Here is a 26120-nt window from a genome sequence, read left to right as displayed (position 1 = left end):
CTTTGCCAACGAAACCGCAAGCCGACGGCAATTTCTCGCTCGTCAATGCAGCGTTAGAACAACCCTCCCACCCATCTCCGAGCCATTGAAACCGGGTTCAGACCACCCTGACATAGCTCGTCATTCCCGATTTCTGGTGCTCGATGATGTGGCAGTGCAGCAGCCAGTCGCCGAGATTGTCGGCGACGAAGCCCAGGCTCACCTTCTCGTTGGGCTGGATGAGATAGGTGTCCGAAATCAGCGGCTGAACCTCGCGCGTCGAGGACGACAACACCTTGAAACTCATGCCGTGCAGATGCATCGGATGGGATTGCGGCGTCAGGTTCTCCATGTCGATGACATAGCTTTTGCCGAGCTTCAGTTCGGCCAATGGCGCGGTTGGATCGGGCGTATCGCCTGGCCACGGCACCTTGTTAATGGCCCAGAAACTGTAGCCAAGCGAACCGCAGATGCCATCGCTCGGGACGTTTTCCGCCGTGGCGCTGAGCGCCAGCGAAATATGCTGGGCGGCGGTGAGATCCACCTCCGCCACCGGATTGACCTCGAGGGGTGCAACATCACGAATGTCGCGCTTGAGCGAGCTTCCAGTCGTGCGCAGGGTCGCGAGCACCCTGGGCTTGGTGCCCCTGACGTCTCGCAGGCTGACGATCGCGCCCTCGTCGTCGGGCATGCGGATGGCCAGTTCCATGCGCTGGCCGGGTCCAAGCAGCAGAGCATCGGGAGTAAAACGCTGCGGCACCGGATTGCCGTCAAGCGCCATGACGGTGGCCTCCGCGCCATCGACGAGAAAGGCATAGATCCGCGTGACGTCGGTGATGGCGACCCTGAGCCGCACCAGCCCGCCAGCCGGCGCGTCATATTGGGGCTGATCGAGCCAGTTGGCGGTACGCACGGTGCCGTAGGTGCCGGTTCTTGCGGCATCGCGAGGCCGGAACTGGTCGATGAACTGGCCGTCGTCGCCGAGCCGCCAGTCGCGCAGATTGAGGACCATCTCGGCATCGAATGTCGGATCGCCGGGGTTTTCGACCACGATTACCCCCGTCAGGCCGTGGCCCATCTGGGTCAGCGTGTTGCAGTGCGGGTGGTACCAGAAGGTGCCGGCGTCGGGCGGCGTGAAGGCGTAGTCGAAATGATCGCCGGTATAAACATAGGGCTGGACCAGAAACGGCACGCCATCCATCTTGTTCGGCACGCGAATGCCGTGCCAATGGATCGTCGTCGGATCGTCGATCGCATTGACAAGCCGCGCGGCGAAGGGCTCGCCCCTTTTCATCCTGAGCACCGGCGGCATTCCGGCGTCGCCATAGCTCAGCACATCCCTGGTCTGGCCGACATCCATCAGCTTCGCCTGGATCTTGGCCGTCTGCAGCACAACTGGCTTAGGCCCTGCGGCGGCCCAACCGGCAAACCTGCCCATGGCCGAGAGCCCGACCCCGCCGGCGCCGGCAATCGCTGCCGTCTTCAAAAGCCTGCGGCGTGTGAGTACAGTCATCTGGCGCTCCAACTGCAAAGACGGCTACCCCGAAGGTGTAACCGCCACGCCATGGATCACAAGCCGGCAACCAGAGCAAATTCAGTTGACGGCACAGCGTGAACCAGAGTCAAAACACCTGCGCCAAAGTCCCGTTCACACCGACTGTCAGAGCGAAAAGGCGACCGAGCTTGCCGCGCTATTCAGCCGCCTCGGCATGGTGCGCCGGAACATAGTTGAGGATGGGTCCGAGCCAGCGCTCGACCTCGGCCAACGGCATGGCCTTGCGGCGTGCGTAGTCCTCGACCTGGTCGCGTTCGACCTTGGCGACGCCGAAATAATAGCTTTCGGGATGCGACAGATAGATCCCCGACACAGACGAGCCCGGCCACATCGCATAGCTTTCGGTCAGGCTCACCCCCGCATTGCCTTCGCCGTCGAGCAGCCGGAACAGCGTCGCCTTCTCGGTGTGGTCGGGTTGCGCCGGATAGCCGGGCGCCGGACGGATACCGCGATAGGGCTCGCCGATCAGTTCGTCTGGCGCCAGCTTCTCGTCTGCCGCGTAGCCCCAGAACTCCTGGCGCACCTTCTCATGCATGCGCTCGGCGTAGGCCTCGGCGAAGCGGTCGGCCAGCGCCTTGACCATGATCGAGGAATAGTCGTCGTTCGCCCGCTCGAACCGCTCGGCGATCGCCACCTCCTCGATGCCGGCGGTGACGATGAAGCCGCCTATATAGTCGGGCTTGCCGCTGTCCGACGGGGCGACGAAATCCGACAGCGCGACATTGGCCTTGCCGTCGCGCTTGGTCAGCTGCTGGCGCAAGGTGAAGAAGGTCGCCAGTTCCTGCGAGCGTGCTTCGTCCGTGAACAGTTTGATGTCGTCGCCAACGGCGTTGGCCGGCCAGAAGCCGATGACGCCGCGTGGCGCGAACCATTTTTCGGCAATGATCTTCTTTAGCATTGCCTGCGCATCCTCGAACAGCTGGCGAGCAGCGGGACCCTGCGCCTCGTCCTCGAGTATCTTGGGATAACGCCCCTTCAACTCCCAGGTCTGGAAGAATGGCGTCCAGTCGATGTAACGCGCGAGTTCGGCGAGGTCCCAGTTTTCAAAAACCTTCACGCCTGTGAAGGACGGCTTTGGCGGCTCGTAGCTCGACCAGTCGATCCGGTGCGCGTTGGCTCTCGCCTTGGCCAGCGGCAGCCGCTGCTTGTCGGCCTCGGAGCGGGCATGCGCGTCAGCGACCTTCTTGTATTCGGCGCGCACCGCGTCGACATAGCCGCCCTTGGTCTCGTTCGACAGCAAGGACGAGACCACGCCGACCGCCCGGCTGGCGTCGGTGACGTAGACGGTCTGGCCCCTGGTATAGCGCGGATGGATCTTCACCGCCGTGTGCACGCGGCTGGTCGTCGCACCGCCGATCAGCAGAGGGATGTCGAAACCATCGCGCTCCATCTCGGCGGCCATGTGCACCATCTCGTCGAGCGACGGCGTGATCAGGCCGGACAAGCCAATGATATCGACGTGCTGTTCGCGCGCCGTCTGCAGGATCTTGGCCGCCGGCACCATGACGCCGAGATCGATGATCTCGTAATTGTTGCAGGCAAGCACGACGCCGACGATGTTCTTGCCGATGTCATGGACATCGCCCTTCACCGTCGCCATCAAGATTTTTCCCGCCGTCTGGCGCTCACCATTGTCGATGCCATTGGCGGCGTTCGCCAGCTTCTCGGCCTCCATGTGCGGCAATAGCCCTGCGACGGCTTGCTTCATCACCCGCGCGGACTTCACCACTTGCGGCAGGAACATTTTTCCCGCGCCGAACAGGTCGCCGACGACATTCATGCCGGCCATCAGCGGGCCTTCGATGACATGCAACGGGCGCTCTGCCGCCAGCCGCGCTTCCTCGGTATCGGCATCGATGAACTCTGTGATGCCGTTGACCAATGCATGGCTGATCCGCTGCTCGACCGGCAATTCGCGCCAGGCGAGATCGCGCTCCCTGGCCTCCTGGCCCGCCGTGCCCTTGAAGCGTTCGGCGATCTCCAGCATGCGTTCGGTTGCGGTGCCGCCGGCCTTGGGCACGCGATTGAGCACGACATCCTCGCAGGCCTCGCGCAGTTCCGGTTCGATCGTGTCGTAGACCGCAAGCTGGCCGGCATTGACGATGCCCATGTCCATGCCGCGCTGGATGGCGTGGTAGAGGAACACGGCATGCATCGCCTCGCGCACCGGCTCGTTGCCGCGGAACGAGAAGGAGAGGTTCGACACGCCGCCGGAAATATGGACGTGCGGCAGCGTCGCGGTGATCTCGCCGGTCGCCTCGATGAAGTCGACGCCGTAATTGTCGTGCTCCTCTATGCCGGTGGCGATGGCGAAGACGTTGGGGTCGAAGACGATGTCCTCCGGCGGAAAGCCGGCCTGTTCGGTCAGGAGCTTGTAGGCGTGGGTGCAGATATCGACCTTGCGCGCTTTGGTGTCGGCCTGGCCGTCCTCGTCGAAGGCCATGACGACCACCGCCGCGCCATAGGCGCGCACCAGCCTGGCATGATGCAGGAACGCCTCTTCGCCTTCCTTCATCGAGATGGAGTTGACCAGCGGCTTGCCCTGAACGCATTTCAGGCCGGCCTCGATGATCTCCCATTTCGAACTGTCGACCATCACCGGGACGCGGGCGATGTCCGGCTCGGCGGCGACCAGGTTGAGATAACTGACCATCGCCTTCTTCGAATCGATCAGCCCCTCGTCCATGTTGATGTCGATGATCTGGGCGCCGTTGGCGACCTGGTCGCGCGCCACGTCGAGCGCGGCGGCATAGTCGCCCGCCGTGATCAGCTTGCGGAACCTGGCCGACCCCGTGACGTTGGTCCGCTCGCCGACATTGATGAACGGAATCTCGTCGGTCAGCGTGAACGGCTCCAGCCCGGACAGGCGCATCTTCGGCTCGATCTCGGGGATGGCGCGCGGCGGATATTTCCGCACCGCCTCGGCGATCGCCCGGATGTGATCCGGCGTCGAACCGCAGCAGCCGCCGACGACATTGACCAGCCCCTCGCGGGCGAAATCCTCGATCTGCGCGGCCATGAATTCCGGGCTCTCGTCATACCGGCCGAATTCGTTGGGCAGGCCGGCATTCGGATAGGCGCAGGTGAAAGTGTTGGCGACGTCCGAAATCTCGGCCAGATGCGCGCGCATGGCCTTGGCGCCGAGCGCGCAGTTGAGGCCGATGGTGAACGGGCTGGCGTGACGCACAGAATGCCAGAAGGCCGTCGGCGTCTGGCCGGACAGCGTGCGGCCGGACAGGTCTGTGATGGTGCCGGAGATCATCACCGGCAGGTGCACGCCCTTCTCGATGAAGATCTCGTTGCAGGCGAAGATCGCCGCCTTGGCGTTCAGCGTGTCGAAGATGGTCTCGATCAGGATGATGTCGGCGCCGCCGTCGATCAACCCGCGCAACTGTTCGCCATAGGCGAGACGCAGATCGTCGAAAGTCACTGCGCGATAGCCGGGGTTGTTGACGTCAGGCGACATCGACGCCGTTCGGTTGGTCGGCCCCAGGGCGCCGGCGACGAAACGGCGTTTGCCGTCCTGCTGCTGCGCCCTCAGCGCTGCGCGGCGCACCAGCCGCGCCCCGTCGCGGTTCAACGCATAGACGGCATCCTCCATGCCGTAGTCAGCCTGGGCGATCGAGGTCGAGGAGAAGGTGTTGGTCTCGAGGATATCGGCGCCTGATATGGCGTACTGATAGTGGATCTCCTCGATCGCTCCGGGCTGGGTCAGGATCAAAAGGTCGTTGTTGCCTTGCTGGTGGCAGGCGCAGCCGGCGAAGGCCTCGCCGCGAAACTGGCCCTCGTCGAACCCAAGGCCCTGGATCTGCGTGCCCATGGCGCCGTCGAGGATGAGGATGCGTTCGCGCGCTGCCGCCGTCAGCGCCGCAAGCACTTCCGAGCCGTCGGGCTTTGCCGCAACGGGGCCGAACAATGCGTCCAGCGATGCAGAATTCTGCGACATTTTTTATCCCTTTGGCGACAAGCCTATTCATGTCACATAAGGATATCTTTATGTCAATATACGACAAGCGATCGACTATGTCACGCGTCGTTGCAATCGCCTGGCTCCCGAGGGAAATCGCTGTGTCAGTGCAGTCCGGCCAGCAGGGCTTGTGCCTCGGCGAGATTTTTTCCGAACCATCGCCTTCTCCTTGCGGGCGGCGCCGAGATCGGTCAGCACATCGCAGAGGCTGTCAAGTCGGGGGGCAAGCGGTGTTCTTGTCGTGAGCTGTCTTCAGATGCCGGCTGGCTTTCAAGCGGCGACCGGATAGTGTTCGGCAAAGAGGGTCGTCACCATCCGCGATGGTTTCGGCCTGGAGCATGATCCCGAAAAGTGGAATCCGGGTTTCGCTGAAGATCATGCTCAAGCAAGAAGCCAGAGCCTTCAGGGGAGGTTGCGATGACAGAGTTCACACCAAAGTTCGATCTGGCCGGCAAGGTGGCGCTGGTCACCGGCGCCTCGCGCGGCATCGGCCGCGCCTGTGCGCTGGCCTGTGCCGGGTCGGGGGCCGACATGATCGTCGGCGTGCGCAGCAAGGCCGACGGGGCGGAACTGGTCGCCGAGATCGAGAGTTTGGGCAGGCGGGCGCTTGCCGTGCAGATGGATTTGACCGACCTCGCCACGGTGCGAAAGGCCGTCGCCGAGGCGCACACCGCCTTCGGCCGCATCGACGTGCTGGTCAACAATGTCGGGCTTGGGCCGGAAAACCTGGCCGAAAACGTCACCGAGGAGGATTTCGACCTGACGGTGAACGTCAACCTCAAGGGCACGTTCTTCACCACCCAGGCGGTCGGAAGGTTGATGATCGCGCAGAAATCCGGGCGCATCATCAACATCAGCTCGCAGGCCGGCACGGTGACGCTGAAGGGCGAGGCGATCTACTGCATGAGCAAGGCGGCGATCAACCATTTGACGCGCTGCCTGGCCGCCGAATGGGCCCAGCACAAGATCGCCGTCAACAGCGTGGCGCCGACCTTCATCTGGACCGACGGCACGCGGCCGTCCCTCGCCGAGCCGGACTTTCATGCCCATGTCCTGGGGCACATTCCGCTCGGCCGCATCGGCGATCCGATCGATGTCGCAGGGACCGTCGTGTTCCTGGCCTCGCCCGCAGCCTCGATGATCACCGGCGCCAATATTCTGGTCGATGGCGGCTGGTCGGTGGCGTAAGATCGCGGGTTGTGAGCGAAATCAAAAAGGGCGCAATCGAAGCTGGCGCTCGTTCAGTCCGTCCTTTTTGCGTGAGATGCGCGTATACTTTTCGAAAGGAAGGGAGGCGGCATGTCCATCAATCGCAAACTCAAAGAGGCGGGCAACTTCACGCCGTCCGAGATGGGACTTCTTGGGCGTGTCTTCGACCAGGCAAAGCGTGAGGGCGACTCTGATGCCAGCCGAGAAGCGCTGGCCTCCCGCATCATCGCCAACTATATGGCCGGAATCACGGACGAGGCCGAGCTCCTCGCCTTGTCACGGCAGCCGCTTGGTCGGTGACGCGGCACTGTGATTTCAAGGGATTGACTGGTGCTGCGACTGAGGATTGACCTCTGGATCATGCTAATCAAGGCCGCTCCTGATCTCGGCAACCGAGCGAAGCTGCCGCCCGGCGTCGAAATTTCCGGGATCAAGCCAGGCCTCAAAAGCTGAGCGATGGTCCGGCCATTCGCTGGAAAGCATCGAATAGACACAGATGTCGCAAGGTTTGCCCTTCAGGAACAGGCCCTGGCGCAGCGTGCCCTCATAGACGAAGCCGAGCCGATCGGCCGCCTTGCGCGAGCGCAGGTTGGTCGAGGTGCAGGTCCATTCGAGGCGCCGGTAGCCAAGATCGTCGAAGACATGGCGCAGGATCAGGTAGAGCGCCTCGGTGGCGAGCCGTGTGCGTTGCAGCGGCGGCGTGTAGAGCACATAGCCGAGTTCGACGACATGATGGGTGGGTCTCGCCTCCATCAGACAGAGCCACCCCAGCGGCTTGTCGTCGAGGCCAGCGACGGCAAAGAAGGCACGTTTCTTGTCGGCCACCAGTTCGGCGACGTGGTCGGCGAAGCATTGCTCGCTGGCGAACGGGCCAACCTTCATGTCGACCCAGGTGGCATTGGTGTGCTCGTCATGCGACAGCGGGTAGAGACAGGATGCGTCGCGCCCGGCGTCGAGCGGGCGCAGGCGACCCGAGCGACCGACCAGCACGACGGCCGCGGGAACCGGAGCGTCGCCCGGCGGGATCTCACCCGGTTTCAGATCTGATGACATGGTCGCCCCGATGCGCTGGCTAGAGCAATTCCAGGAAAAGTGTGAAACGGTTTTCCGTCCGGAATTGCGTGAAAACAAAGAGTTAGAGCCGTTCGCCGTTTCCGTGAAACGGTGAACTGCTCTAGTTCCAGTAGCGGAATACCCTGCCCATTCTGTTCGGCATCATGAAGATCTCCTCGGCGCGGCGAAACCCGGCATCCCGCCCCATGCCGAGCCAAGTGTCGGCGGTTTCAGGGAAATCGGCCAGAAGCATATGCCGTTCCATGGAAGCGAATTCCTCGTCGGAAACGGCCGACCATTTGTCTCGCAGCAACGAGAAGCGGGCGAGCCAGGCGGCGCGATCTTCTCCCTCGAACAGGGCCGGCTCCCAGATGACGAACTGGCCCACGCCGCCCAAGGCCCTGCGGGCGTGCCGCATCAGCTTCGCCTTGCCCTCGGTCGCTAGATGGTGCAGCGACATGCCGATCCAGATTACGTCGACGGGTTCCGACCAGTTCGCCATCGCTTGCGCGAAGTCGCCGCAGCGCAGCTCGACCGGGCATGGGAGCCCTTCGAGCGCGCGAGCGGCAAGCGCTAGCGACGCTTCCGACAGGTCGATGCCGACATAGCCGCCGATCGCGGACGTCTTCAGCATCGCGGCGGAGGCAGCGGCATCGCCGCACGCCACGTCCAGGAATCGAAACGACCCTGGTGCATGCTCAACGAGCAGATCGCGCAGGAGCCCGTAGACCTCGCGGTGGAACATGAGGTTTGCGGCCACGATCCTGCGGTACGTCTCCAGCTCCTTGTTGAACATGTCCTGGGGGCCGGTAGCCTCGTTAACGGTCGCCACCGGCATGCTCTCGCTCGACGAACTGGCCATGATATCCTCCCAAGGAACGTTGACGGGGCGCCGCTACTGAGCTGCACCCGCTGCGTAGAGATGCAGGGCGCGGAAGACCGCCGTGTGGCCGGGGGTCGCAACACCGAACCTGATGCCCAATTCGTGCATGCGCCCGGACAGCCAGGCGACCTCGATTGGCTTGCCCCTTTCGAGGTCGTTGGCCATCGACGATTTTACGTGCGGTGGGAATGCGGTCCATCTGGTCACAACGCGCCCTTCGAACCCCTCGGCCATGGGATGACCGGCCGCGGCCGCGACCGCCATCCCCTCGTCGCGCAGTTGCTCGATGAAGATACGAGCCTCGGGGTCGTCGAGGATCGGACCGATCCCGGAGCGCATGAGCGACGTCCCTCCGGAAAAGGCCGCGAGTGTCACGAACTTCTCCCACAGCACATTGTCGATGTCGGCAACCGGCTTCAGCTCAAGCCCAACAGCACGATCGCAGAGCGCCTGAAGGTCCTTGATGAGAGGCTCGCGGTGCCCGCCGACCAGGATGTGACGCAGCCCGCCAGCGTGGACGACTTCTCCCGGCTGTTTGATGAATGCGGACAAGTAGGTGGCGCCGCCAATCACCTGGTCGCCGGGAACATGGCGGCCTAGGATCTCGACGCTGTCGATGCCGTTCTGCAACGTCACGACACGCGTATTCCTGCCGATGAGCGGTCCGAGCGCGGCGGCGGCCTTCTCGCTGTCGTAGAGCTTGACCGCGAAAATCACGAGATCGACGGGACCGATGTCGGCCGGCGCGTCGCTCGCGGACACATTGGGGAGAATGACGTTGCCGATTTCGCTTTGAATTCGCAGGCCGTCCCGGCGCATTGCCTGCAAGTGGGCACCTCGAGCGATGAAGCTGACGTCGCCCCCCGCCTCGGCGAGCCTTGCGCCGAGATAGCCGCCGATGCCGCCCGCCCCGATCATTGCGATCCGCATGCGTCCCCCTCGACATCAGCTGCCGCCATGGGCCGAGCGAAGCTGGAACGGCATCCGCCGGCCCTATGTCTATTAGCATTTACTTGAATACAAGGCCAGCCGACGGGGTTCGAGTGCGACGGCAAGCGATCACGACGGGTCCTCGGCTACTTCACCGCCCGTCACGCCGGCAATCCGGCCTTGATGAGCCCTTCACGGAGAAGCTCCCGGTCTTCGGCGTGTTCAAGGAGGACGCTGTCGCGCATGTATTCAGCCGTAGAGAAATCAGGCTGCAGGCGCAGCACCTCCGCCACTGCTGCCTGTGCCGCTTCGGTCCGTTCGAGCTGGGCGTAGCAGGCCGCCAGCCGTGCACTCGACCACGAGCTTGGCAGGGGCATTTTTTTGAACGCCTGAGCGGCCTCTGCAAAGCGCCGAAGCGAATAAAGGGCGATGCCGAAGTGAACATCGTACCAGCGAAAGTGTAGTGGGTTCAGGCGACCAGCAGCTTCCAAGCAAACCAGTCCTTCTTCCGGCCTGCCACGAAAGGCCAGCAAGCGGCCCTTCATGATCAGTCCGTCTGCATCATTGGGATTGAGGTCGAATGCCCGGCGGAGATGTTGCTCGGCCATGTCGTATTCACGACGGTAGAGACAGATGGTCGACAGTATGCGGTGGCAGCGGCTCTCCAGAGGGTCGAGTGCGATCGCGTGCTTTGCCTCGTTGAACGCCGCGTCCAGCACCTCGGCCGGTGCGGCGGCGTGACCGTTCTGTGCCACCTTCACGAATGCACGATACGAATGCGCCACGGCATACCGCGCGTCGAGGGCCACCGCCTTCTCGAACATCTCAAGCGCTTGCCGATTGGCATCCGTGTCACTCCGAAAGTGGGCCATGCCCCGCAGCAGGCAGTCGTAGGCGGCAAGGCTGGTTGTCGGCTTCCGGAGCGATTGCTGAAGTCTCGCATCTTCAATTCGCCCAACCAGCGTCGACACAATGGTCTGCGCAACTTCGTCCTGCACCGCGAAGACGTCGTCGAGGCCGCGGTCATAGCGTTCGGCCCAAAGATGCGCGCCGGTCGCCGCCTCGATGAGCTGCGCAGTGATCCGCACGCGCGCTCCGGCGCGCCGCACGCTGCCTTCGAGAAGATAGGACACCCCAAGCCGCCGGCCGATCTCGGCAAGGTCGATCGACTTGCCGCGAAAGGCGAAGGAGGAGTTGCGGGCAATCACGAACAGCGAGCGGAAGTGCGTCAGCCCGGTGACGATGTCTTCGGTGATGCCGTCGCTGAAGTAGGTCTCCTCCGGCTGCCCGCTCAGATTGTCGAACGGAAGCACTGCGATTGAGGGTCTGTCGGGCAAGGATAGCGGCGCACCGGCGGCAGGCGGTGCCGATCCCTTGGACCAGCACCAAACGCGGACCGGCTGCGCGATGTTCTTCAGCTTGCGCTCGCCGGTGTCTTCAAAGGCGAAGTCAGTCTTGCCGGCCAGCTGCTTCTGCGCCGCATCGGCAATGCAAATGCCCCCAGGCTCCGCCAGTGCCTCAAGCCGTGCCGCGATGTTGACGCCATCCCCGAGCAGGTCGCCGTCCTCCACGACAACGTCACCGACGTTGATGCCGATGCGGAACACTATGCGGCTCTCGGGCGGGACCTCCCGCTGATGCTCCGCCGTCCCTTCCTGCATTGCGACGGCACAGGCCACGGCCTCAACAACGGAGCCAAACTCAACGATTGCGCCGTCGCCCATCAATTTGGCAACACGGCCCCTATGGTCTGCGATCAGCGGGTCTACCACTTGGGAGCGAAGGGTCCTGATCAACGCGAGTGTACGGGCCTCATCTGCTTCGATCAGGCGTGAATAGGCCACTATGTCGGCGGCCATGATCGCAGCGAGCCGCCGCTCCACCCGAACAACTGGCATAAGATGCCTTCCAGTACATCGCTAAGCGAACGCCCAATCTTCGCAGCTTCAAGTACGACCCGCAATCCGAACGGCAATGGCTTCAAGGTAGCCGCTATGCGGCTGGCTAAGGTTGCGATTTGACCAAAATATCGAGTTGAACCGCACTCATAAAAAACCCTGGCCTCGTCCCAGGGTTTTCGCTTCAAGGATATGAGCGAGGCCGCCGCTCCCCTCGCCAGCGGGCTTCGATCGCCCGTTCACGGCAGAGTGGCGGTCAGGCCATCTTTGCCATTATCTTGGCCATATCCGCGGCGTCGAACGCCCTCAATGTCTGGGTTCTGATGTTACCTAGCGATGCGATCGACAAGGCTAGTGCGGTCGCAGCAATGTCGTCGTCGGCTTCTGCAATCGCCACGACATCATGCTGGCCAAGCGTCCACAACAAGGTGTGAACCTTGATGCCGTTCTTGCTGGCCATCGCCTTGAAGGCCTCCGCGCGTTTCTGGGTATCCTTTATGCTCCTGATACCTTGATCTGTGAAATTTGAGAGCAATACGTAGTAAGCCATTTTTTCCTCCCATTGTGGGAGCGGGCGGGCACTCACGGCGCGTCCGCCGTCTCCCGCAACGACGATACCACGAGTCAGGTGCGCGAACCACTTGCGTCAAGGATCATCGCCGTCAGGCTGGCCCACCGACGGAGAAAAGCTGCAAGCTCCCGGGAAGCCCGGCAAGTTCCGTATCGCCGCGCTCTTCAAACATCAGGCCGGAGCCGACCACGAGATCACGAACCGTCCGCGAGGCAATGATCTCGCCTGGCCGCGCATGATCGAGCAGCCGCGATGACAGCTCGATCGCCATCCCGGTGAAATCATCGCCGCGCTCCTCGCATTCGCCGGTATGGACTGCCGAGCGGACATCGAGACCGGATTGCTTCAGGCGTTGACGGATCGCGATCGCGCACTGGATCGATCGCGTCGGGCCTTGGAACACGGCGACAAATCCGCTTGCCGTGCGTCTGATCCGCCTGCCTTCGGCGCCGAGCAGATCGCTACGGATCTCTTCGGCGTGTCGCTCAATCAGATCCGTGCCCGCACCAGAGGAAGGGCCTTCTATCTCTACGGACAGCACCGACACCAGGAGCCGCTTGCCCGGCACCGCCGGCAAAGCGCCGGTGACAAAAGCCTGGATCTCGTCCACGAGGCGATCGGAATTCTCCCCCCAGATCACGTGGTCCCGGCCGGCAAGCTCGATGTATCGGGCACCTTCGATATGCGTTGCCAGGTAGCGTCCTTCTTCCCGCTTTACCCAGCGGTCGCCCGTCGTCTGAGCGATGAGCGTGGGAACGTGAATGGCCGGCAGAATGTCGCGAACGTCGATTTCGGTTCCCCAGCGCCAGAGCGCTATGGCGTCGGCGGGAGAGGCTGAATTCCTGAGGTAGGCGGCGAACCATTCTCTCTCGAAACTGTCGTTCATCAGGCTGGGCGCGGCGTTGCTCATGTCCGCCGGCTCTCCCCACTCTCTCTCGACGACTGTTAGATCTTGTTCCACCTGCTCGCTTGTTCTCGCCCAGGGATAATCCTTCGACCATCTGCCGCTGGCATAGGCTCCGTTGAGCACGAGCGCCGCCGTGCGCTCGGGATAGGTCGCCGCGAACAGCATGCACATGGGGCCGCCCTCGGAGCTGCCGAACAGAACCGTACGCTTCGAACCGACCGCATCCAGCACTGCCCGCACGTCTTCCATCCGCTCTTCCATCGTCGGCAGACCGACATTGCGGTCGGACAGCCCCGTGCCGCGCTTGTCCATGCGGATCAGGCGGCAGAAGCTGCCGAGGCGCCGGAGCACATGCGCCAGGCGCGGCGATGACCAGGAAAGATCGAGGTTGGAGACCCATCCAGGCACATAGACCAGGTCGATCGGCCCGTCGCCGGTCACCTGATAAGCGATGTTGATCCCCGCCGACTTGACGTAGTGCGTCGGCGGGCTGATGGGCTGACCTGACAAATCCGGACGCCTATCGGCTTGCGATCGCGTCTGTTGCGAAGGTGAAACTCCGGGCGCTGGAAAAGCCAAGTCCGGCGTGATGCGGCGCGCCCGAAGGTCGTCATACAGCTTTCGGGTTTCGGGCTCGGGCCGCAAGTCGAGCTGTCGCTGCAGGGCATCGCGGCAGCGCTCATATTGCTTCAGGGCGAGGTTGACGCGACCCTGGGCTGCATAGGCCCGCATCAAGGCGCGGTGAATGTCTTCCCGCAGGGGTTCAAAAGCCAGCAAGCGCGTCGCCGCCCGCACGCATGATGCAAGATCGCTTGTCGCGGAATGGTGTGCGACGAGTTTCTCCAGCACAGCTATGGAGATTGCCCTCAATCGCTCGCGCTCGAACCTCAGCCAGTCTTCGAACGGCTCCTCCTTGAGATCGAAGCCATCGAGGAGGTCGCCACGATAGACAGCAAGCGCCTGCTCGAGCTGCTCGGGGGCGGAGCCAGCAGCCAGCGCCTCGAACCGCGCGACATCGAAATCGAGATCGTCGAGATTGAGGCTGATGGTGTCGCCCTCGGTGAGGAACCTCCCGCCCCCTGATGCGTGCGTGGCCTTCCTGACGGCAGACAAGGCCTGCCGCAGGTTCGTCCGGGCCTGGGACTCGCTGTTGCAGCCCCACAAAAGGGAAGCGAGTTTCTCGCGCGATTGCGAGCGTCCGGACTGGAGGGCCAGGTAAGCTATCATGGCACGCGCCTTGCGGCCGAGGAGCGGAACCGTCGCTGCATCGCTGGCAAAATCGAAACCACCGAGCAGACAGAGATGCGTCATCGAATCCGCCACAGCCATAGCTCCCACCGGCAATCATTTCCCCTACCTGCCCCTATTTCAACCGCGATTTTGCCGGCGTGACGCTTTTCACGCATCCATCACGCTGGTTCCAACGCAATTCTCACGGGCGGGGGACGAGATTGCCCGGACGAGGCAGCCCTGTCTCAGGAGGAGGATGCTATGCTGCACCCGAATGAGTGGCCCATCTGGCATGATGATGCCGGGCAGAACCCGCGGCTGTTGAATGCGGTTGCGCCGCAACGCCACGAAATTGCACTCGCGCGCTATCTTGAGAAACAGCGGGCTGGCCGAGAATCCATGGTCCGCTCGTTCGACCTTCGGACCGCGACGATCCGCGCATGTGTGCTGATAGCAGATGCCGGGAGGGACTTTCTCAGGCGCTTGGTCGCTCCCGTCGGAGCGCCGAGAACTCACCGTCGCTAACCGGGTCAGCATCATTCAGTGGTCCAGAGATCCCACGCCGGACCCGCGCAACAACGCACTCATGATGATGAGCAGCGACAGCGCCTGGCAATGCCTTCAGAGCGGTCCTGTAGCCAGGCCTAAGGCGTGTTCGCAGCCCCTGTCCTGCACTCCATAAAGGGCCGAAGGTCCTTGGGGATCACAAGCCTGGTGGACAGCGGCCGTCTCGATTCCGTCTTGTGACGTCATTTGTAACGTCAGAATGGACAGAACGCGTAGCGCGCCAATGGCTTCAGCGATTTCAACGGGACGGACTGGTGCTGCGAGAGAGGATTGAACTCTCGACCTCTCCCTTACCAAGGGAGTGCTCTACCACTGAGCTACCGCAGCCGCCGATGGCGGGGCTTCTGCCATATCGAACCGGCAAGCGCAAGGCCAAGTGCAACGCTTCTGTGAAAGCCTTTGCCGGATCGCTTTTGATGACATGGCGGCGCCACAATGTTGGCTATCCCTGAATAGCGGGCTGGTTGGTCGCGGGACAATGAACGACAAGACAATTCCAGTGAAAAAGGGCAGCACGAACCGCAAGGACCGGCTCGCGGAGCAATTGCGCGCCAATCTGCAGAAGCGCAAGGCGCAGTCGCGCTCGCGCCGCACCGGCGAAGCCGACCAACGACCGGACGGGCTCGGCTCGGCGAAGGAAATGCAAAAAGATTAACTCAAATCGGCCACTCTTGGCCCGGGGTGGACGAAATCCTATTTCTTGAACCAGGCCGGCCAATGGTCTAGAGGGGCCGATACTCAACCGATTGAACCGGCTTTTTTGGCCGAGAGGGACGTTCTTCCATGGATCGCATCAGAATTGTCGGCGGCAACAAGCTTGCCGGAAGCATTCCGATCTCGGGCGCCAAAAACGCGGCGCTGCCCCTGATGATCGCCTCGCTCCTGACCGACGACACGCTGACGCTGGAAAACGTGCCGCATCTGGCCGATGTCGAGCAGCTGATCCGCATCCTCGGCAATCACGGCGTCGACTATTCGGTCAATGGCCGCCGCGAGAAGCAGAATGAGGGCTATTCGCGCACCATCAATTTCTCGGCCCGCAACATCGTCGACACCACGGCCCCTTATGAGCTTGTGTCGAAGATGCGGGCGTCGTTCTGGGTGATCGGCCCGCTGCTGGCGCGCATGGGCGAGGCCAAGGTGTCGCTGCCGGGCGGTTGCGCCATCGGCACGCGCCCAGTCGATCTTTTCCTCGAAGGCCTGCAGGTGCTGGGCGCCGATATCGACGTCGACACCGGCTACGTCATCGCCAAGACCCGGAATGGTCGCCTCGTCGGCAACCGCTACGTCTTCCCTAAGGTCTCGGTCGGCGCCACCCACGTCCTGATGATGGCGGCGTCGCTGGCCAAGGGCGAGACGGTGCTTGAAAACGCCGCCTGCGAGCCCGAGATCGTCAACCTCGCCGAGTGCCTCAATGCCATGGGCGCGAAGATTTCCGGCGCCGGCACGCCAACCATCACCATCGATGGCGTCGAATCGCTGTCGGGCGCCCGCGTGCGCGTCATCCCCGACCGCATCGAGACCGGCACCTATGCCATGGCCGTGGCCATGACCGGCGGCGACGTGGTGCTCGAAGGCGCCCGACCGGAGCTGCTGCAGACCGCACTCGACGTGATTTCGCAGACCGGCGCCGAGATCACGCCGACCAATTCCGGCATTCGCGTCAGGCGCAACGGCGCCGGCATTTCGCCGGTCGACGTGACGACGGCGCCATTCCCGGCCTTCCCGACCGATCTGCAGGCGCAGTTCATGGGCCTGATGACCATGGCCAAGGGCAAGTCGCGCATCACCGAGACGATCTTCGAAAATCGCTTCATGCATGTGCAGGAGCTGGCCCGGCTCGGCGCCCACATCACGCTTTCGGGCCAGACGGCGATCGTCGACGGCGTGCCGAAGCTGAAGGGCGCGCCGGTCATGGCGACCGATCTTCGCGCCTCCGTGTCGCTGGTCATCGCAGGCCTGGCAGCCGAAGGCGAGACCACGGTCAACCGTGTCTACCATCTCGACCGCGGCTTCGAGCGGCTGGAGGAAAAGCTTTCCAATTGCGGCGCGGTGATCGAGAGGATTTCCGCGTAGGCCAATCGCCAGGCCTCGCGGCGCGGTTGCGCGGACGGGAAAGACCCGCCTGGAGCCTGTTTCATTTCGATTAAGGTCGAGATGAGGCTCCAGATTCCTGTCTGAGCATGATCTTTTGCGAAAACCGGTTTCCACTTTTCGGGATCATGCTCTAACAGAAGGCTGAACAATCAACCTTCAGGTGCGAAACCCGCATGACCGCCCTTAAGCTTATCGCACTCGACGACCAGGATCTGAGCATCGTTTCGGCCCATGTCCAGGATGCCGTGATGAAGGTCTCGGACCTCGAATTCCTGCCTTCGGCCAAGCGTTTCGTGCTGACCATGAACCGCTTTGTGTGGGAGGCCAAATCCAGCCTGTTTCGCCAGCACAATGAGCGGCGGCAGGCCGTGCTGCATTTCGACCGCGTGCTCGGCGCCAAGACCAATGGCATTGCCCGAGACAAGCCGGCCGAGGTCCTGTCGCTTTTGGCGGTCAGTTTCATCGAGATCAGCAAGCCGGCCGGTATCGTCGAGCTGATCTTTTCGGGCGGCGGCACCATCATGCTCGATGTCGAGTGCATCGAGGCCCGCCTTGCCGACATCGGCGGCGCGTGGGAAGCCACCTCGCGTCCCGTCCACAAGGCTTGAGCGTCCGATGGCCATCACGCTTCGTCAGTCCGATGCCGATTTCGAGCAGCGTTTCGCCGCCTTCCTTTTGACCAAGCGAGAGGTGTCGGCCGATGTCGATGCCGCGGTGCGCGACATCATCGCGCGCGTGCACGCCGAGGGCGACGCAGCGCTGATCGACTACACCAGGAAATTCGACCACGCCGACCTCGGACGTCTCGGCATTGCCGTTTCGAAGGACGACATCGCACGGGCTTACAAGGCCGCCGACCCTAAGACGATCGAGGCGCTGGAATTCGCGCGCGACCGTATCCGGTCGCATCATGAGCGACAGCGGCCCAGGGATGATCGCTATACGGACGCCGCCGGCGTCGAGCTCGGCTCGCGCTGGACGGCGATTGAGGCAGTCGGGCTCTATGTGCCGGGCGGCACGGCGAGCTATCCAAGCTCGGTGCTGATGAACGCCATACCGGCTGGGGTGGCGGGCGTCGAACGCATCGTCATGGTCGTGCCGGCGCCAGGCGGCATCATCAACCCGCTGGTGCTGGTGGCGGCTGATATCGCTGGCGTGTCGGAGATTTATCGCGTCGGCGGCGCCCAAGCGATCGCCGCCCTTGCCTACGGAACCGAAACGATCAAGCCCGTGGCCAAGATCGTCGGTCCCGGCAATGCCTATGTCGCTGCGGCCAAGCGCCAGGTGTTCGGCACCGTCGGCATCGACATGATCGCCGGGCCCTCGGAAGTGCTCGTCGTGGCCGACGGCAGCAACGATCCGGACTGGATCGCCGCCGACCTGCTAGCCCAGGCCGAGCACGATGCGTCGGCGCAGTCGATCCTGGTCACCGACGATCCGGCCTTCGGTCGTGCCGTCGAAAAGGCCGTGGAACGCCAGTTGCAGAGCCTGCCGCGCGCCGAGACGGCAGCGGCGAGCTGGCGCGATTTCGGCGCGGTGGTCGAGGTCGTCACGATCGACGCCGCGCTGCCGCTGGTCGACCGCATCGCCGCAGAACATGTCGAACTTGCCATAGACGATGCCGAAGGGTTTCTGGCGCGGATGCGCAATGCCGGTGCCGTGTTTCTCGGCCGCCACACGCCGGAGGCCATCGGCGACTATGTCGGCGGCTCCAACCACGTGCTGCCGACGGCACGCTCGGCGCGCTTCTCGTCGGGCTTGTCCGTGCTCGACTTCGTCAAGCGCACCTCGATCCTGAAGCTCGGACCGGAGCAGTTGCGGATTTTGGCGCCGGCGGCGATTGCGCTCGCCAAGGCGGAAGGCCTCGATGCGCACGGCCGCTCCGTCGCCATACGGCTGAACATGTAGGCCGCCATGTCGGACTCCGATCAAACCCGCGCCAGGCTGATCGATGTCGAACTCGATGAATCGATCGGCCGTTCGACGCCCGATGTCGAGCATGAGCGTGCGGTGGCGATCTTCGACCTGATCGAGGAGAACAGTTTTCAACCCGTCAATGACAACGGCGCCGGCCCCTACCGGCTGAAACTGTCACTGGCCGAGCAGCGCCTGGTCTTTGCCGTGGCGCGCGAGGACGGGGCTGCCGTCGTCACCCACATCCTGTCGCTGACGCCGCTCAGGCGCATCGTCAAGGATTACTACATGATCTGCGAAAGCTATTACGACGCCATCCGCTCCTCGACGCCGAGCCATATCGAGGCGATCGATATGGGCCGCCGCGGTCTGCACAATGAGGGCTCGCAAACGCTGATGGACCGGCTGGCCGGCAAGATCGACATCGATTTCGATACGGCGCGCCGGCTGTTCACGCTGGTCTGCGTGCTGCACTGGCGGGGCTAGCCCTGGCTGCCCTGCCCCGCTCGATCCTGTTCCTGTGCGGCATGAACGCCGTGCGCTCGCCAATGGCCGAACAGCTGGCGCGGAGGGCGCTGCCGGCCACTGTCTTCGTCGCCTCGGCCGGCGTTCGCGCCGGCGAGCGCGATCCGTTCGTCGATGCGGTGCTGGCCGAGGAAGGACTGTCGCTGGGCGAGCGTCACCCAAGGACGATGGACGATCTCGAAGACGACTATTTCGACCTCATCGTCACGCTGGCGCCAGAAGCGCACCATGCCGCACTCGAACTCACCCGCTCGCTCGCCGTAGAGGTCGAATACTGGCCGACGCCGGACCCGACCGACGCCGCCGGCACGCGCGAGCAGATCATGGCCAGCTATCGCGACGTACGCGAGCGGCTGAAAGCGCGCATAGGTCGGCGTTTTTTGCTTCCAGAAGCAAAAACCGAGACGGATTAAGCGTGTTCACAAGCGGGCGTTTATCATATAGGTTCCGCCGAAATTCCGGCCAGGGCGCTGGAACTACCATCCAAGCAAAGGTATCGAATGCCGAAGGAAGAAGTCCTCGAGTTTCCGGGTGTCGTGACGGAATTGTTGCCCAACGCGATGTTCAGGGTGAAACTCGAAAACGAACACGAGATCATCGCCCATACAGCCGGCCGCATGCGCAAGAACCGCATCCGCGTGCTGACCGGCGACAAGGTTCTGGTCGAGATGACGCCATACGACCTGACCAAGGGCCGCATCACCTATCGTTTCAAGTAAGCAAAGCCCGACTGGTCCGCGATGAGCATTTTGCAGAAGCTGGTGCTTGCCTCGGGTTCGCCGCGCCGGATCGAGCTCTTGCAGCAGGCCGGCATCGAGCCGGACCGCGTGCTGCCGGCCGATGTCGACGAGACGCCGCTGCGCGCCGAGCACCCGCGCTCTCTGGCCAAGCGGCTGTCGAAGGAAAAGGCCGAGAAGGCGTTCGCCTCGCTGACGGCCGAGGCCGACTATGCGCCTGGCTTCGTGCTGGCCGCCGATACGGTGGTCGCCGTCGGGCGGCGCATCCTGCCCAAGGCTGAAACCCTCGACGACGCCGCCAATTGCCTCGGGCTGCTGTCGGGCCGTTCGCACCGGGTCTATTCCGGCATCTGCCTGATCACGCCGGGCGGCAAATTGCGCCAGCGACTGGTCGAGACGCGGGTGCGCTTCAAGCGGCTGCCGCGCGAGGAAATCGACGCCTACGTGGCCTCGGGTGAATGGCGCGGCAAGGCCGGCGGCTATGCCGTCCAGGGTCTCGCCGGCGCCTTCGTCGTCAAGCTGGTCGGCTCCTACACCAACATCGTCGGCCTGCCGCTCTATGAGACGGTGGCGCTGCTTTCCGGCGAAGGCTTCAAGGTGCATCGCGGCTGGCAGGTGGGAGCCCGGCTGTGAGCCTGGACGACAAGGTCACGCCGCTGCGGCCAAAGCGCCCCTGCCCCGAATGCGGCAAGCCCTCGGCGCGCGAAACCTATCCGTTCTGCTCGACGCGCTGCAAGGACATCGACCTCAACCGCTGGCTGAAGGGCGCCTATGTCATCTCCGCCCGCGACGACGAGGAAGAAACGGACGCCGACGAGCCGAAGTGAGACCCGTGCGTTCAGGCGGCCTCGTTCTTGCGCCCCACACGCGCCCAGGCCGGCAGCCAGTCGCCGTGGGCGGCGAGGAGATCATCGACCAGTGACCAGATCTGGTCGAGATCGAGCTCGGCTGCGGTGTGCGGATCCATCATCGCCGCATGGTAGATGTGCTCGCGGTTCTCGCTCATCAGCGCCCGCACCGTCAGTTCCTGCACGTTGATGTTGGTGCGGATCAGCGCCGTCAATTGCGTCGGCAGGTCGCCGATGTAAGTCGGCTGGATGCCGGAGGCGTCGACCAGGCACGGCACTTCGGCGGCGCAATCGCGGGGGAGCGAAGTGATGCAGCCATTGTTGCGGACATTGCCGTAGATCACCGAGGGTTCGCCCGTCCACACCGAGTTCATGATCGACGAGGCATACTCCTTCGACTCCTCGACCTCGATGCGTTGGGCCGAGCGGTAGGCCTGCGCCTGGTCTTTCCAGCGCTCGATCTGCTCGATGCAGCGTTTGGGATATTCGTCGAGCGGAATGCCGTATTTCTCGATCAAATCGGGGCGGCCTTCCTTGATGAAATAGGGCGTGTATTCGGCGAAATGCTCCGAGCTTTCGGTGACGAAATAGCCTAGCCGCGTCAGCATCTCGTAGCGCACCTTGTTGGGGCAGCGCGGATTCCAGCCGGGCTTGGGCGCGCGGCCTTCGCGATAGGCGCGCACGAGATCGGGATAGAGGTCGCGGTAGGAACCGTCGGGCTGGCGATGCTCGAATTTCAGATAAAAGGCCATGTGGTTGATGCCGGCCGAGCGATAGCGGATCTCTTCGTAGGGAAGGTCGAGATCGTGCGCCAGCTCCATTGCCGTGCCCTGCACCGAATGGCAGAGGCCGACCTGCCTGATCTCAGGATATTTCTCTGATATCGCCCAGGTGTTGATCGCCATCGGGTTGACGTATTGCAGCATGATTGCCTGCGGGCAGACGGCGAGCATGTCCTCGCAGATCTTCCACAGATGCGGCACGGTCCTCAAGCCGCGCATGATGCCGCCGACGCCGAGCGTGTCGGCGATCGTCTGGCGCAGGCCGTATTTCTTCGGCACTTCGAAGTCGGTGACCGTGCAGGGCTCATAGCCGCCGATCTGGAAGGCGACGACGACGAAGTCGGCGCCCGCCAGTGCCTTGCGCTGGTCGGAATGCGTCTCTGCCTTCGCCTTGACGCCGAGCGTCGCGATCAGCTTGTTGACGACGATCGCGCTCTCTTCGAGCCGCTGCGGATTGATGTCCATCAGCGCGATCGTCGCGCCCGAAAGCGACGGCCGCTGCAGCACGTCGCCGACAATGTTCTTCATGAACACCGTCGAGCCGGCGCCGATGAATGTGATCTTGGGATTTCTTGCCACGCTAACCTCCGGCATATGTTCAAGCCACATCGAAAGCGGCCCTGACGAGCCGTTCGGTGTAGGCGGTCTTGGGATTGGTGAGGACCTCGTCGACGGGGCCCTGTTCGACGATCTTGCCGTGCTGCATGACGATGACGCGGTGGCACAGCGCGCGCACCACCTTGAGGTCGTGCGAGATGAACAGGTAGCTCAAGCCCCGCTCGTCCTGCAGCTTGCGCAGGAGGTCGATGATCTGCGCCTGGACGGAGAGGTCCAGCGCCGAGGTGGGCTCGTCGAGCAGGATGAATTCGGGCTCGAGCGCGATGGCGCGGGCGATCGCGACGCGCTGGCGCTGACCGCCCGAGAATTCGTGCGGGAAACGCGACAGGATATCGCCCGGCATGCCGGCACTGACCAGCGCCTCGCGCACCCGGTCGACCCGCTCGGCCCGCGTCGCGCCTATGCTGTTGACGACCAGCCCTTCCTCGATGATCTGGCCGATCGTCATGCGCGGATTGAGCGAAGAGAAAGGATCCTGGAAAACGATCTGCATGCGCGCGCGCAGTGGCCGCATCTCGTTGCGTGACAGGCCCTGGATCGGTTGGCCGTCGAAACGGATTTCGCCGCGCTTGGTGTCGATCAATCTCAGCAGCGCCTGGCCGAATGTGGTCTTGCCGGAACCTGATTCGCCGACAAGCCCCAGCGTCTCATGGCGGCAAAGCTTGAGGCCGAGATCGTCGACGGCGACCAGCTCGCGCCAGTCCGGCCTCAGGAAACTGCCGTGACGCAGCATGAAGCAGACGCGCACATCATTCGCTTCGAGGATGGCGCCGCTGCCCTCGGGAAGCGGTTGCGGACGCCCGCGCGGCTCCGCGGCGAGCAGCCTCTGCGTGTAGGGATGCTGTGGGTCCGCAAACAGCCGTTCGGTGACGTTGTGCTCGCACATCGCGCCATGCTGCATGACGTAGACATAGTCGGAGAATTTGCGCACCACGGTGAGATCGTGAGTGATCAGGATCACCGCCATCCGCAGTTCTTTTTGCAGATTGCGGATCAGGTTCAGGATTTGCGCCTGGACGGTGACGTCGAGCGCGGTGGTCGGCTCATCGGCAATCAACACGTCAGGATCGTTGGCCAGCGCCATGGCGATCATTACGCGCTGCCGCTGACCGCCCGAAAGCTGGTGCGGATACTGTTTGAGCCGCGCCTCCGGCTCGGGGATCTGGACATGCCGCAAGAGTTCGAGCGCCCGTGCCCAGGCCTGCCTGCGGCTCACCTTGCGGTGCACCCGGATCGCCTCGACGATCTGGCTGCCGACCGTATAGATCGGGTTGAGCGAGCTCATCGGCTCCTGGAAGATCATCGAGATGCGGTTGCCGCGCAGCTTGCGCCGCTCGCTCTCGGGGAATTTCAGGATGTCCTGGCCATCGTAACAGATGCTCGATTTCGGCGACACGGCGGCCCGGCGCGACAGCAGCCCCATGACGGCGCGCGCCGTCACCGACTTGCCCGAACCGGATTCGCCGACGATGGCGATCGTCTCGCCGCGATAGAGCTGGAACGAGATGTCTTTGACCGCTTCGACAACGCCGTGCTCGACCTTGAAGGCGACCTCGATGTTGCGGGCGTCGATGATGGGCTGGTCCTGGCGCCCGTCATGGTCATGACGAACGGTGGGGGCGAAGGATTCGGCGAGTGCGACGGTCATCCCAGCCACCTCAATACGGATCGACGGCATCGCGCAGGCCGTCGCCCAGCGCGTTGAAGGCAAAAACGGTGACGAGCACGAAACCGACCGGCGACAGGATCCAGGGATAGGTGCCGATAACGGAATAGGTCGCGGTGTCCTGCAGCATCAGGCCCCACGAGATCAGCGGAGGCTTGACCGCAAAGCCGAGGAACCCGAGGAAGCATTCGAGCAGCACCACCGTCGGGATCGCCAAGGTGACGGCGACAATCACGTGGCTCATCACATTGGGCAAGATGTGCTGCAGGATGATGCGCCGGTCGGTGGCGCCGACCGCCATTGCGGCGCGCACATACTCGATGCGCGCCAGCGCCAACGTCTTGCCACGCACCTCGCGCGACATCTGCGCCCAGCCCAGCGCCGACATGACGACAATGACAAAGGCGAGGAAGACATTGGTCGGCGCGGTGACGGGGATCAGCGTCGTCAGCGCAAGATAGAGCGGCAGCTGCGGGAAGGCGAGCACCAGTTCGACGAAGCGCTGCATCCAGATATCGAACCGGCCGCCGAAATAGCCGGAAACCATGCCCACGGTGGTGCCGATGACGGTGATGATGAAGACGACCGTCAGCGCGATCATCAGCGAGACGCGCGAACCATGTATGGCGCGCGACAGGATATCGCGGCCGAACTTGTCGGTACCGAGGAAATGCACCGGCTGGCCGTCCATCGAGGCGAAGAAATGCCGGCCCGCCGGGACCAGCCCGAAGAGCTTGTAGGGCGCGCCTTCGACAAAGAAGCCAAGCAGTCTCGGATGGTCGTAGTCGGGGCCGACAACGGGCTGGAAGGTGACCGGATCGAGGTCGGCCGAATCGGCCAGCGCATAGACCCGTGGCCGCGCGACGAAATTGCCGTCCTTGTCGTGGAAGGAGGGCAGTTGCGGCGGAGCGAAGCCGACATCGGTCGCCTTCGGGTCCATCGGCGCCAGGAATTCGGCGAACACGGCCATCACCAGCAACAGAACGACGAGCCCAAGCCCGGCCATGCCGGTCCAGGAGCGCTTCAACCGACGCCAGACGAGCGCGATATAGCTCTCATTGCCGCGCGCCGGTTTGGCGACGGTAGGTCCTTCCGCCGGCTGCGTTGGAGGTGATGGATCGCGGGCCAGCATCTAGCTCTCTCCGTATTGGCGGATGCGCGGGTCGAGCAGGACGAGCAGCATGTCGGCGATGATGTTGCCGACGATCAGTGTCGCCGACAGCACCATCATGAAGGTGGCAGTGACATAGACATCACCGACCGCCATCGAACCGACGATCGCCGGGCCGACGGTCGGCAGCGCGAAGATGATCGCCGTCTCGATCTCGCCGGTGAGCATGTAGGGCAACACCACACCCTGATACATGACGAGTGGATGCAGCGCATTGGGCACGGCGTGCCGCAAAACGACGGCGCTACCGGTCAGGCCCTTGGCTCTCGCCGTCTCGACATATTGCGCGTTAAGCGTATCCAGCAGATTGCCGCGCATGACGCGCATATTGTAGGCGAGGCCGCCGAAAGTGGCGATCGCAACCACCGGCCAGACATGCTTGACCAGGTCGACGAACTTCGCCCAAGACCATGGCGCGCCGCCATATTGCGGCGAGAAGAATGAGCCGATCTCCGACAGGTTGAACTGGAAGACGAGGAGATAGACGATGATCAGCGCCATCAGGAAGCGCGGCACGGTCATGCCGAGGAAGGCGATGGCCGAGAGCGTCGAGTCGATCCACGTGTATTGCCTTGTCGCCGCCCATATGCCGAACGTGATGCCCAGCACCGAGGCGAGCAGATGGCAGACCAGCGCCAGGAGCAGCGTTCTCGGCAGGCGCTCGCCGACGACATCGGCCACCGGCTTGTTGTAGTAGAGGCTGTAGCCGAAATCGCCGCGAGTAATGATTCCGCCGATCCAGTTGAGATACTGGACGGGCAGCGGCTTATCGAGGCCGTGTTCGACGCGGTAGGCCTGGGCCTGCGCGTCGGCCTCGGCGAAGGACGCGCCGCCCTGGTTGATCAGCTGCGAACGGATGTAGTCGGCATAGTCACCAGGTGGCGCCTGGATGATGGCGAAGGTGACGAGGCTCAAGATTGCGAGGACCGGTATTGCCGACGCTATGCGCATAAGCAGGAATCGCAGCATGGACGGTCGGCTTTCTCATTTCGCCGGACGCTCCCATTGAGGGT

Annotated in this window: 23 protein-coding genes and 1 tRNA gene; 11 read left to right on the top strand and 13 right to left on the bottom strand. The window is 63.2% G+C overall.

What is annotated here, in order from left to right; all coding sequences use genetic code 11:
- Window positions 1-97: 97 nt before the first annotated feature.
- Both AC1DYW_RS06120 and metH read right to left on the bottom strand, forming a co-directional pair.
- Window positions 98-1492, bottom strand: a complete 1395-nt coding sequence (locus AC1DYW_RS06120) for a multicopper oxidase family protein (protein ID WP_477225419.1) — start codon at window positions 1490-1492, stop codon at window positions 98-100.
- A 178-nt stretch (window positions 1493-1670) separates the two neighbouring features.
- Window positions 1671-5480 (bottom strand): methionine synthase, encoded by a 3810-nt coding sequence (gene metH / locus AC1DYW_RS06115; RefSeq protein ID WP_477225418.1) that lies wholly within the window; start codon window positions 5478-5480, stop codon window positions 1671-1673.
- Between the two features lie 438 nt (window positions 5481-5918).
- Between metH and AC1DYW_RS06110 the strand changes: the two genes are divergently transcribed.
- Both AC1DYW_RS06110 and AC1DYW_RS06105 read left to right on the top strand, forming a co-directional pair.
- Entirely contained in the window at window positions 5919-6689 is a 771-nt protein-coding gene (locus tag AC1DYW_RS06110) for an SDR family NAD(P)-dependent oxidoreductase (RefSeq protein WP_095088615.1), read from the top strand.
- A gap of 111 nt (window positions 6690-6800) precedes the next feature.
- A complete protein-coding gene (locus AC1DYW_RS06105; protein ID WP_095088617.1) occupies window positions 6801-7010 on the top strand; it encodes a hypothetical protein in 210 nt (69 codons plus the stop codon).
- Between the two features lie 63 nt (window positions 7011-7073).
- Here AC1DYW_RS06105 and AC1DYW_RS06100 read toward each other — a convergent pair whose 3' ends face one another.
- From AC1DYW_RS06100 to AC1DYW_RS06070, 7 genes are all read right to left on the bottom strand, one after another.
- Window positions 7074-7763 carry a GNAT family N-acetyltransferase gene (locus AC1DYW_RS06100; protein WP_477225417.1) on the bottom strand — a complete coding sequence of 230 codons (690 nt, stop codon included), beginning with the start codon at window positions 7761-7763 and terminating at the stop codon, window positions 7074-7076.
- A gap of 121 nt (window positions 7764-7884) precedes the next feature.
- Entirely contained in the window at window positions 7885-8625 is a 741-nt protein-coding gene (locus tag AC1DYW_RS06095) for a methyltransferase domain-containing protein (RefSeq protein WP_477225416.1), read from the bottom strand.
- 33 nt (window positions 8626-8658) lie between these two features.
- A complete protein-coding gene (locus AC1DYW_RS06090; protein WP_477225415.1) occupies window positions 8659-9576 on the bottom strand; it encodes a ketopantoate reductase family protein in 918 nt (305 codons plus the stop codon).
- A gap of 161 nt (window positions 9577-9737) precedes the next feature.
- Window positions 9738-11474: an adenylate/guanylate cyclase domain-containing protein gene (locus tag AC1DYW_RS06085; protein WP_477225414.1), complete on the bottom strand. Its 1737-nt coding sequence runs from the start codon at window positions 11472-11474 to the stop codon at window positions 9738-9740.
- Between the two features lie 256 nt (window positions 11475-11730).
- Entirely contained in the window at window positions 11731-12024 is a 294-nt protein-coding gene (locus tag AC1DYW_RS06080) for a GYD domain-containing protein (protein WP_095088629.1), read from the bottom strand.
- A 112-nt stretch (window positions 12025-12136) separates the two neighbouring features.
- Entirely contained in the window at window positions 12137-14263 is a 2127-nt protein-coding gene (locus AC1DYW_RS06075; protein WP_477225413.1) for an alpha/beta fold hydrolase, read from the bottom strand.
- Between the two features lie 738 nt (window positions 14264-15001).
- A tRNA-Thr gene (locus AC1DYW_RS06070) sits at window positions 15002-15076 on the bottom strand.
- A 94-nt stretch (window positions 15077-15170) separates the two neighbouring features.
- Here AC1DYW_RS06070 and AC1DYW_RS06065 point away from each other — a divergent pair.
- The 9 genes from AC1DYW_RS06065 (at window position 15171) to yacG (ending at window position 20849) form a co-directional block, all read left to right on the top strand.
- Entirely contained in the window at window positions 15171-15404 is a 234-nt protein-coding gene (locus tag AC1DYW_RS06065; protein ID WP_477225585.1) for a hypothetical protein, read from the top strand.
- 128 nt (window positions 15405-15532) lie between these two features.
- On the top strand, window positions 15533-16825 hold the full coding sequence (murA, locus tag AC1DYW_RS06060; protein ID WP_477225412.1) for a UDP-N-acetylglucosamine 1-carboxyvinyltransferase: 1293 nt from the start codon (window positions 15533-15535) through the stop codon (window positions 16823-16825).
- 194 nt (window positions 16826-17019) lie between these two features.
- Entirely contained in the window at window positions 17020-17454 is a 435-nt protein-coding gene (locus AC1DYW_RS06055; protein WP_457151819.1) for a DUF2948 family protein, read from the top strand.
- Between the two features lie 7 nt (window positions 17455-17461).
- Window positions 17462-18754: a histidinol dehydrogenase gene (hisD, locus tag AC1DYW_RS06050; RefSeq protein ID WP_477225411.1), complete on the top strand. Its 1293-nt coding sequence runs from the start codon at window positions 17462-17464 to the stop codon at window positions 18752-18754.
- Between the two features lie 6 nt (window positions 18755-18760).
- Window positions 18761-19246 (top strand): UPF0262 family protein, encoded by a 486-nt coding sequence (locus tag AC1DYW_RS06045; protein ID WP_457151821.1) that lies wholly within the window; start codon window positions 18761-18763, stop codon window positions 19244-19246.
- On the top strand, window positions 19234-19698 hold the full coding sequence (locus AC1DYW_RS06040; protein ID WP_457151828.1) for an arsenate-mycothiol transferase ArsC: 465 nt from the start codon (window positions 19234-19236) through the stop codon (window positions 19696-19698). Before AC1DYW_RS06045 ends, AC1DYW_RS06040 begins: the two co-directional genes overlap by 13 nt.
- Before the next feature lie 87 nt (window positions 19699-19785).
- Window positions 19786-20004 (top strand): translation initiation factor IF-1, encoded by a 219-nt coding sequence (gene infA / locus AC1DYW_RS06035; protein ID WP_006200926.1) that lies wholly within the window; start codon window positions 19786-19788, stop codon window positions 20002-20004.
- A 21-nt stretch (window positions 20005-20025) separates the two neighbouring features.
- Complete coding sequence (locus AC1DYW_RS06030; protein WP_457151822.1) at window positions 20026-20655, top strand: Maf-like protein; 630 nt, start codon at window positions 20026-20028, stop codon at window positions 20653-20655.
- A complete protein-coding gene (gene yacG / locus AC1DYW_RS06025; protein ID WP_095088647.1) occupies window positions 20652-20849 on the top strand; it encodes a DNA gyrase inhibitor YacG in 198 nt (65 codons plus the stop codon). Before AC1DYW_RS06030 ends, yacG begins: the two co-directional genes overlap by 4 nt.
- Before the next feature lie 11 nt (window positions 20850-20860).
- On the opposite strand, the gene melA is transcribed toward yacG, so the two are convergent.
- The 4 genes from melA to AC1DYW_RS06005 are packed head-to-tail and all read right to left on the bottom strand — an operon-like array spanning window position 20861 to window position 26076.
- On the bottom strand, window positions 20861-22231 hold the full coding sequence (gene melA, locus AC1DYW_RS06020) for an alpha-glucosidase/alpha-galactosidase (protein WP_457151823.1): 1371 nt from the start codon (window positions 22229-22231) through the stop codon (window positions 20861-20863).
- A gap of 19 nt (window positions 22232-22250) precedes the next feature.
- Window positions 22251-23918, bottom strand: a complete 1668-nt coding sequence (locus AC1DYW_RS06015) for an ABC transporter ATP-binding protein (protein WP_457151824.1) — start codon at window positions 23916-23918, stop codon at window positions 22251-22253.
- A 10-nt stretch (window positions 23919-23928) separates the two neighbouring features.
- The gene (locus AC1DYW_RS06010; RefSeq protein WP_477225410.1) at window positions 23929-25068 is read right to left on the bottom strand and encodes an ABC transporter permease; all 1140 of its coding nucleotides are present in this window, start codon (window positions 25066-25068) and stop codon (window positions 23929-23931) included.
- Window positions 25069-26076 (bottom strand): ABC transporter permease, encoded by a 1008-nt coding sequence (locus AC1DYW_RS06005; RefSeq protein ID WP_477225409.1) that lies wholly within the window; start codon window positions 26074-26076, stop codon window positions 25069-25071. It lies immediately after the preceding gene.
- Window positions 26077-26120 lie beyond the last annotated feature (44 nt).

This window comes from Mesorhizobium sp. P2_D5 (assembly GCF_056404355.1).
This window is presented reverse-complemented; position numbering and strand designations above follow the sequence as displayed.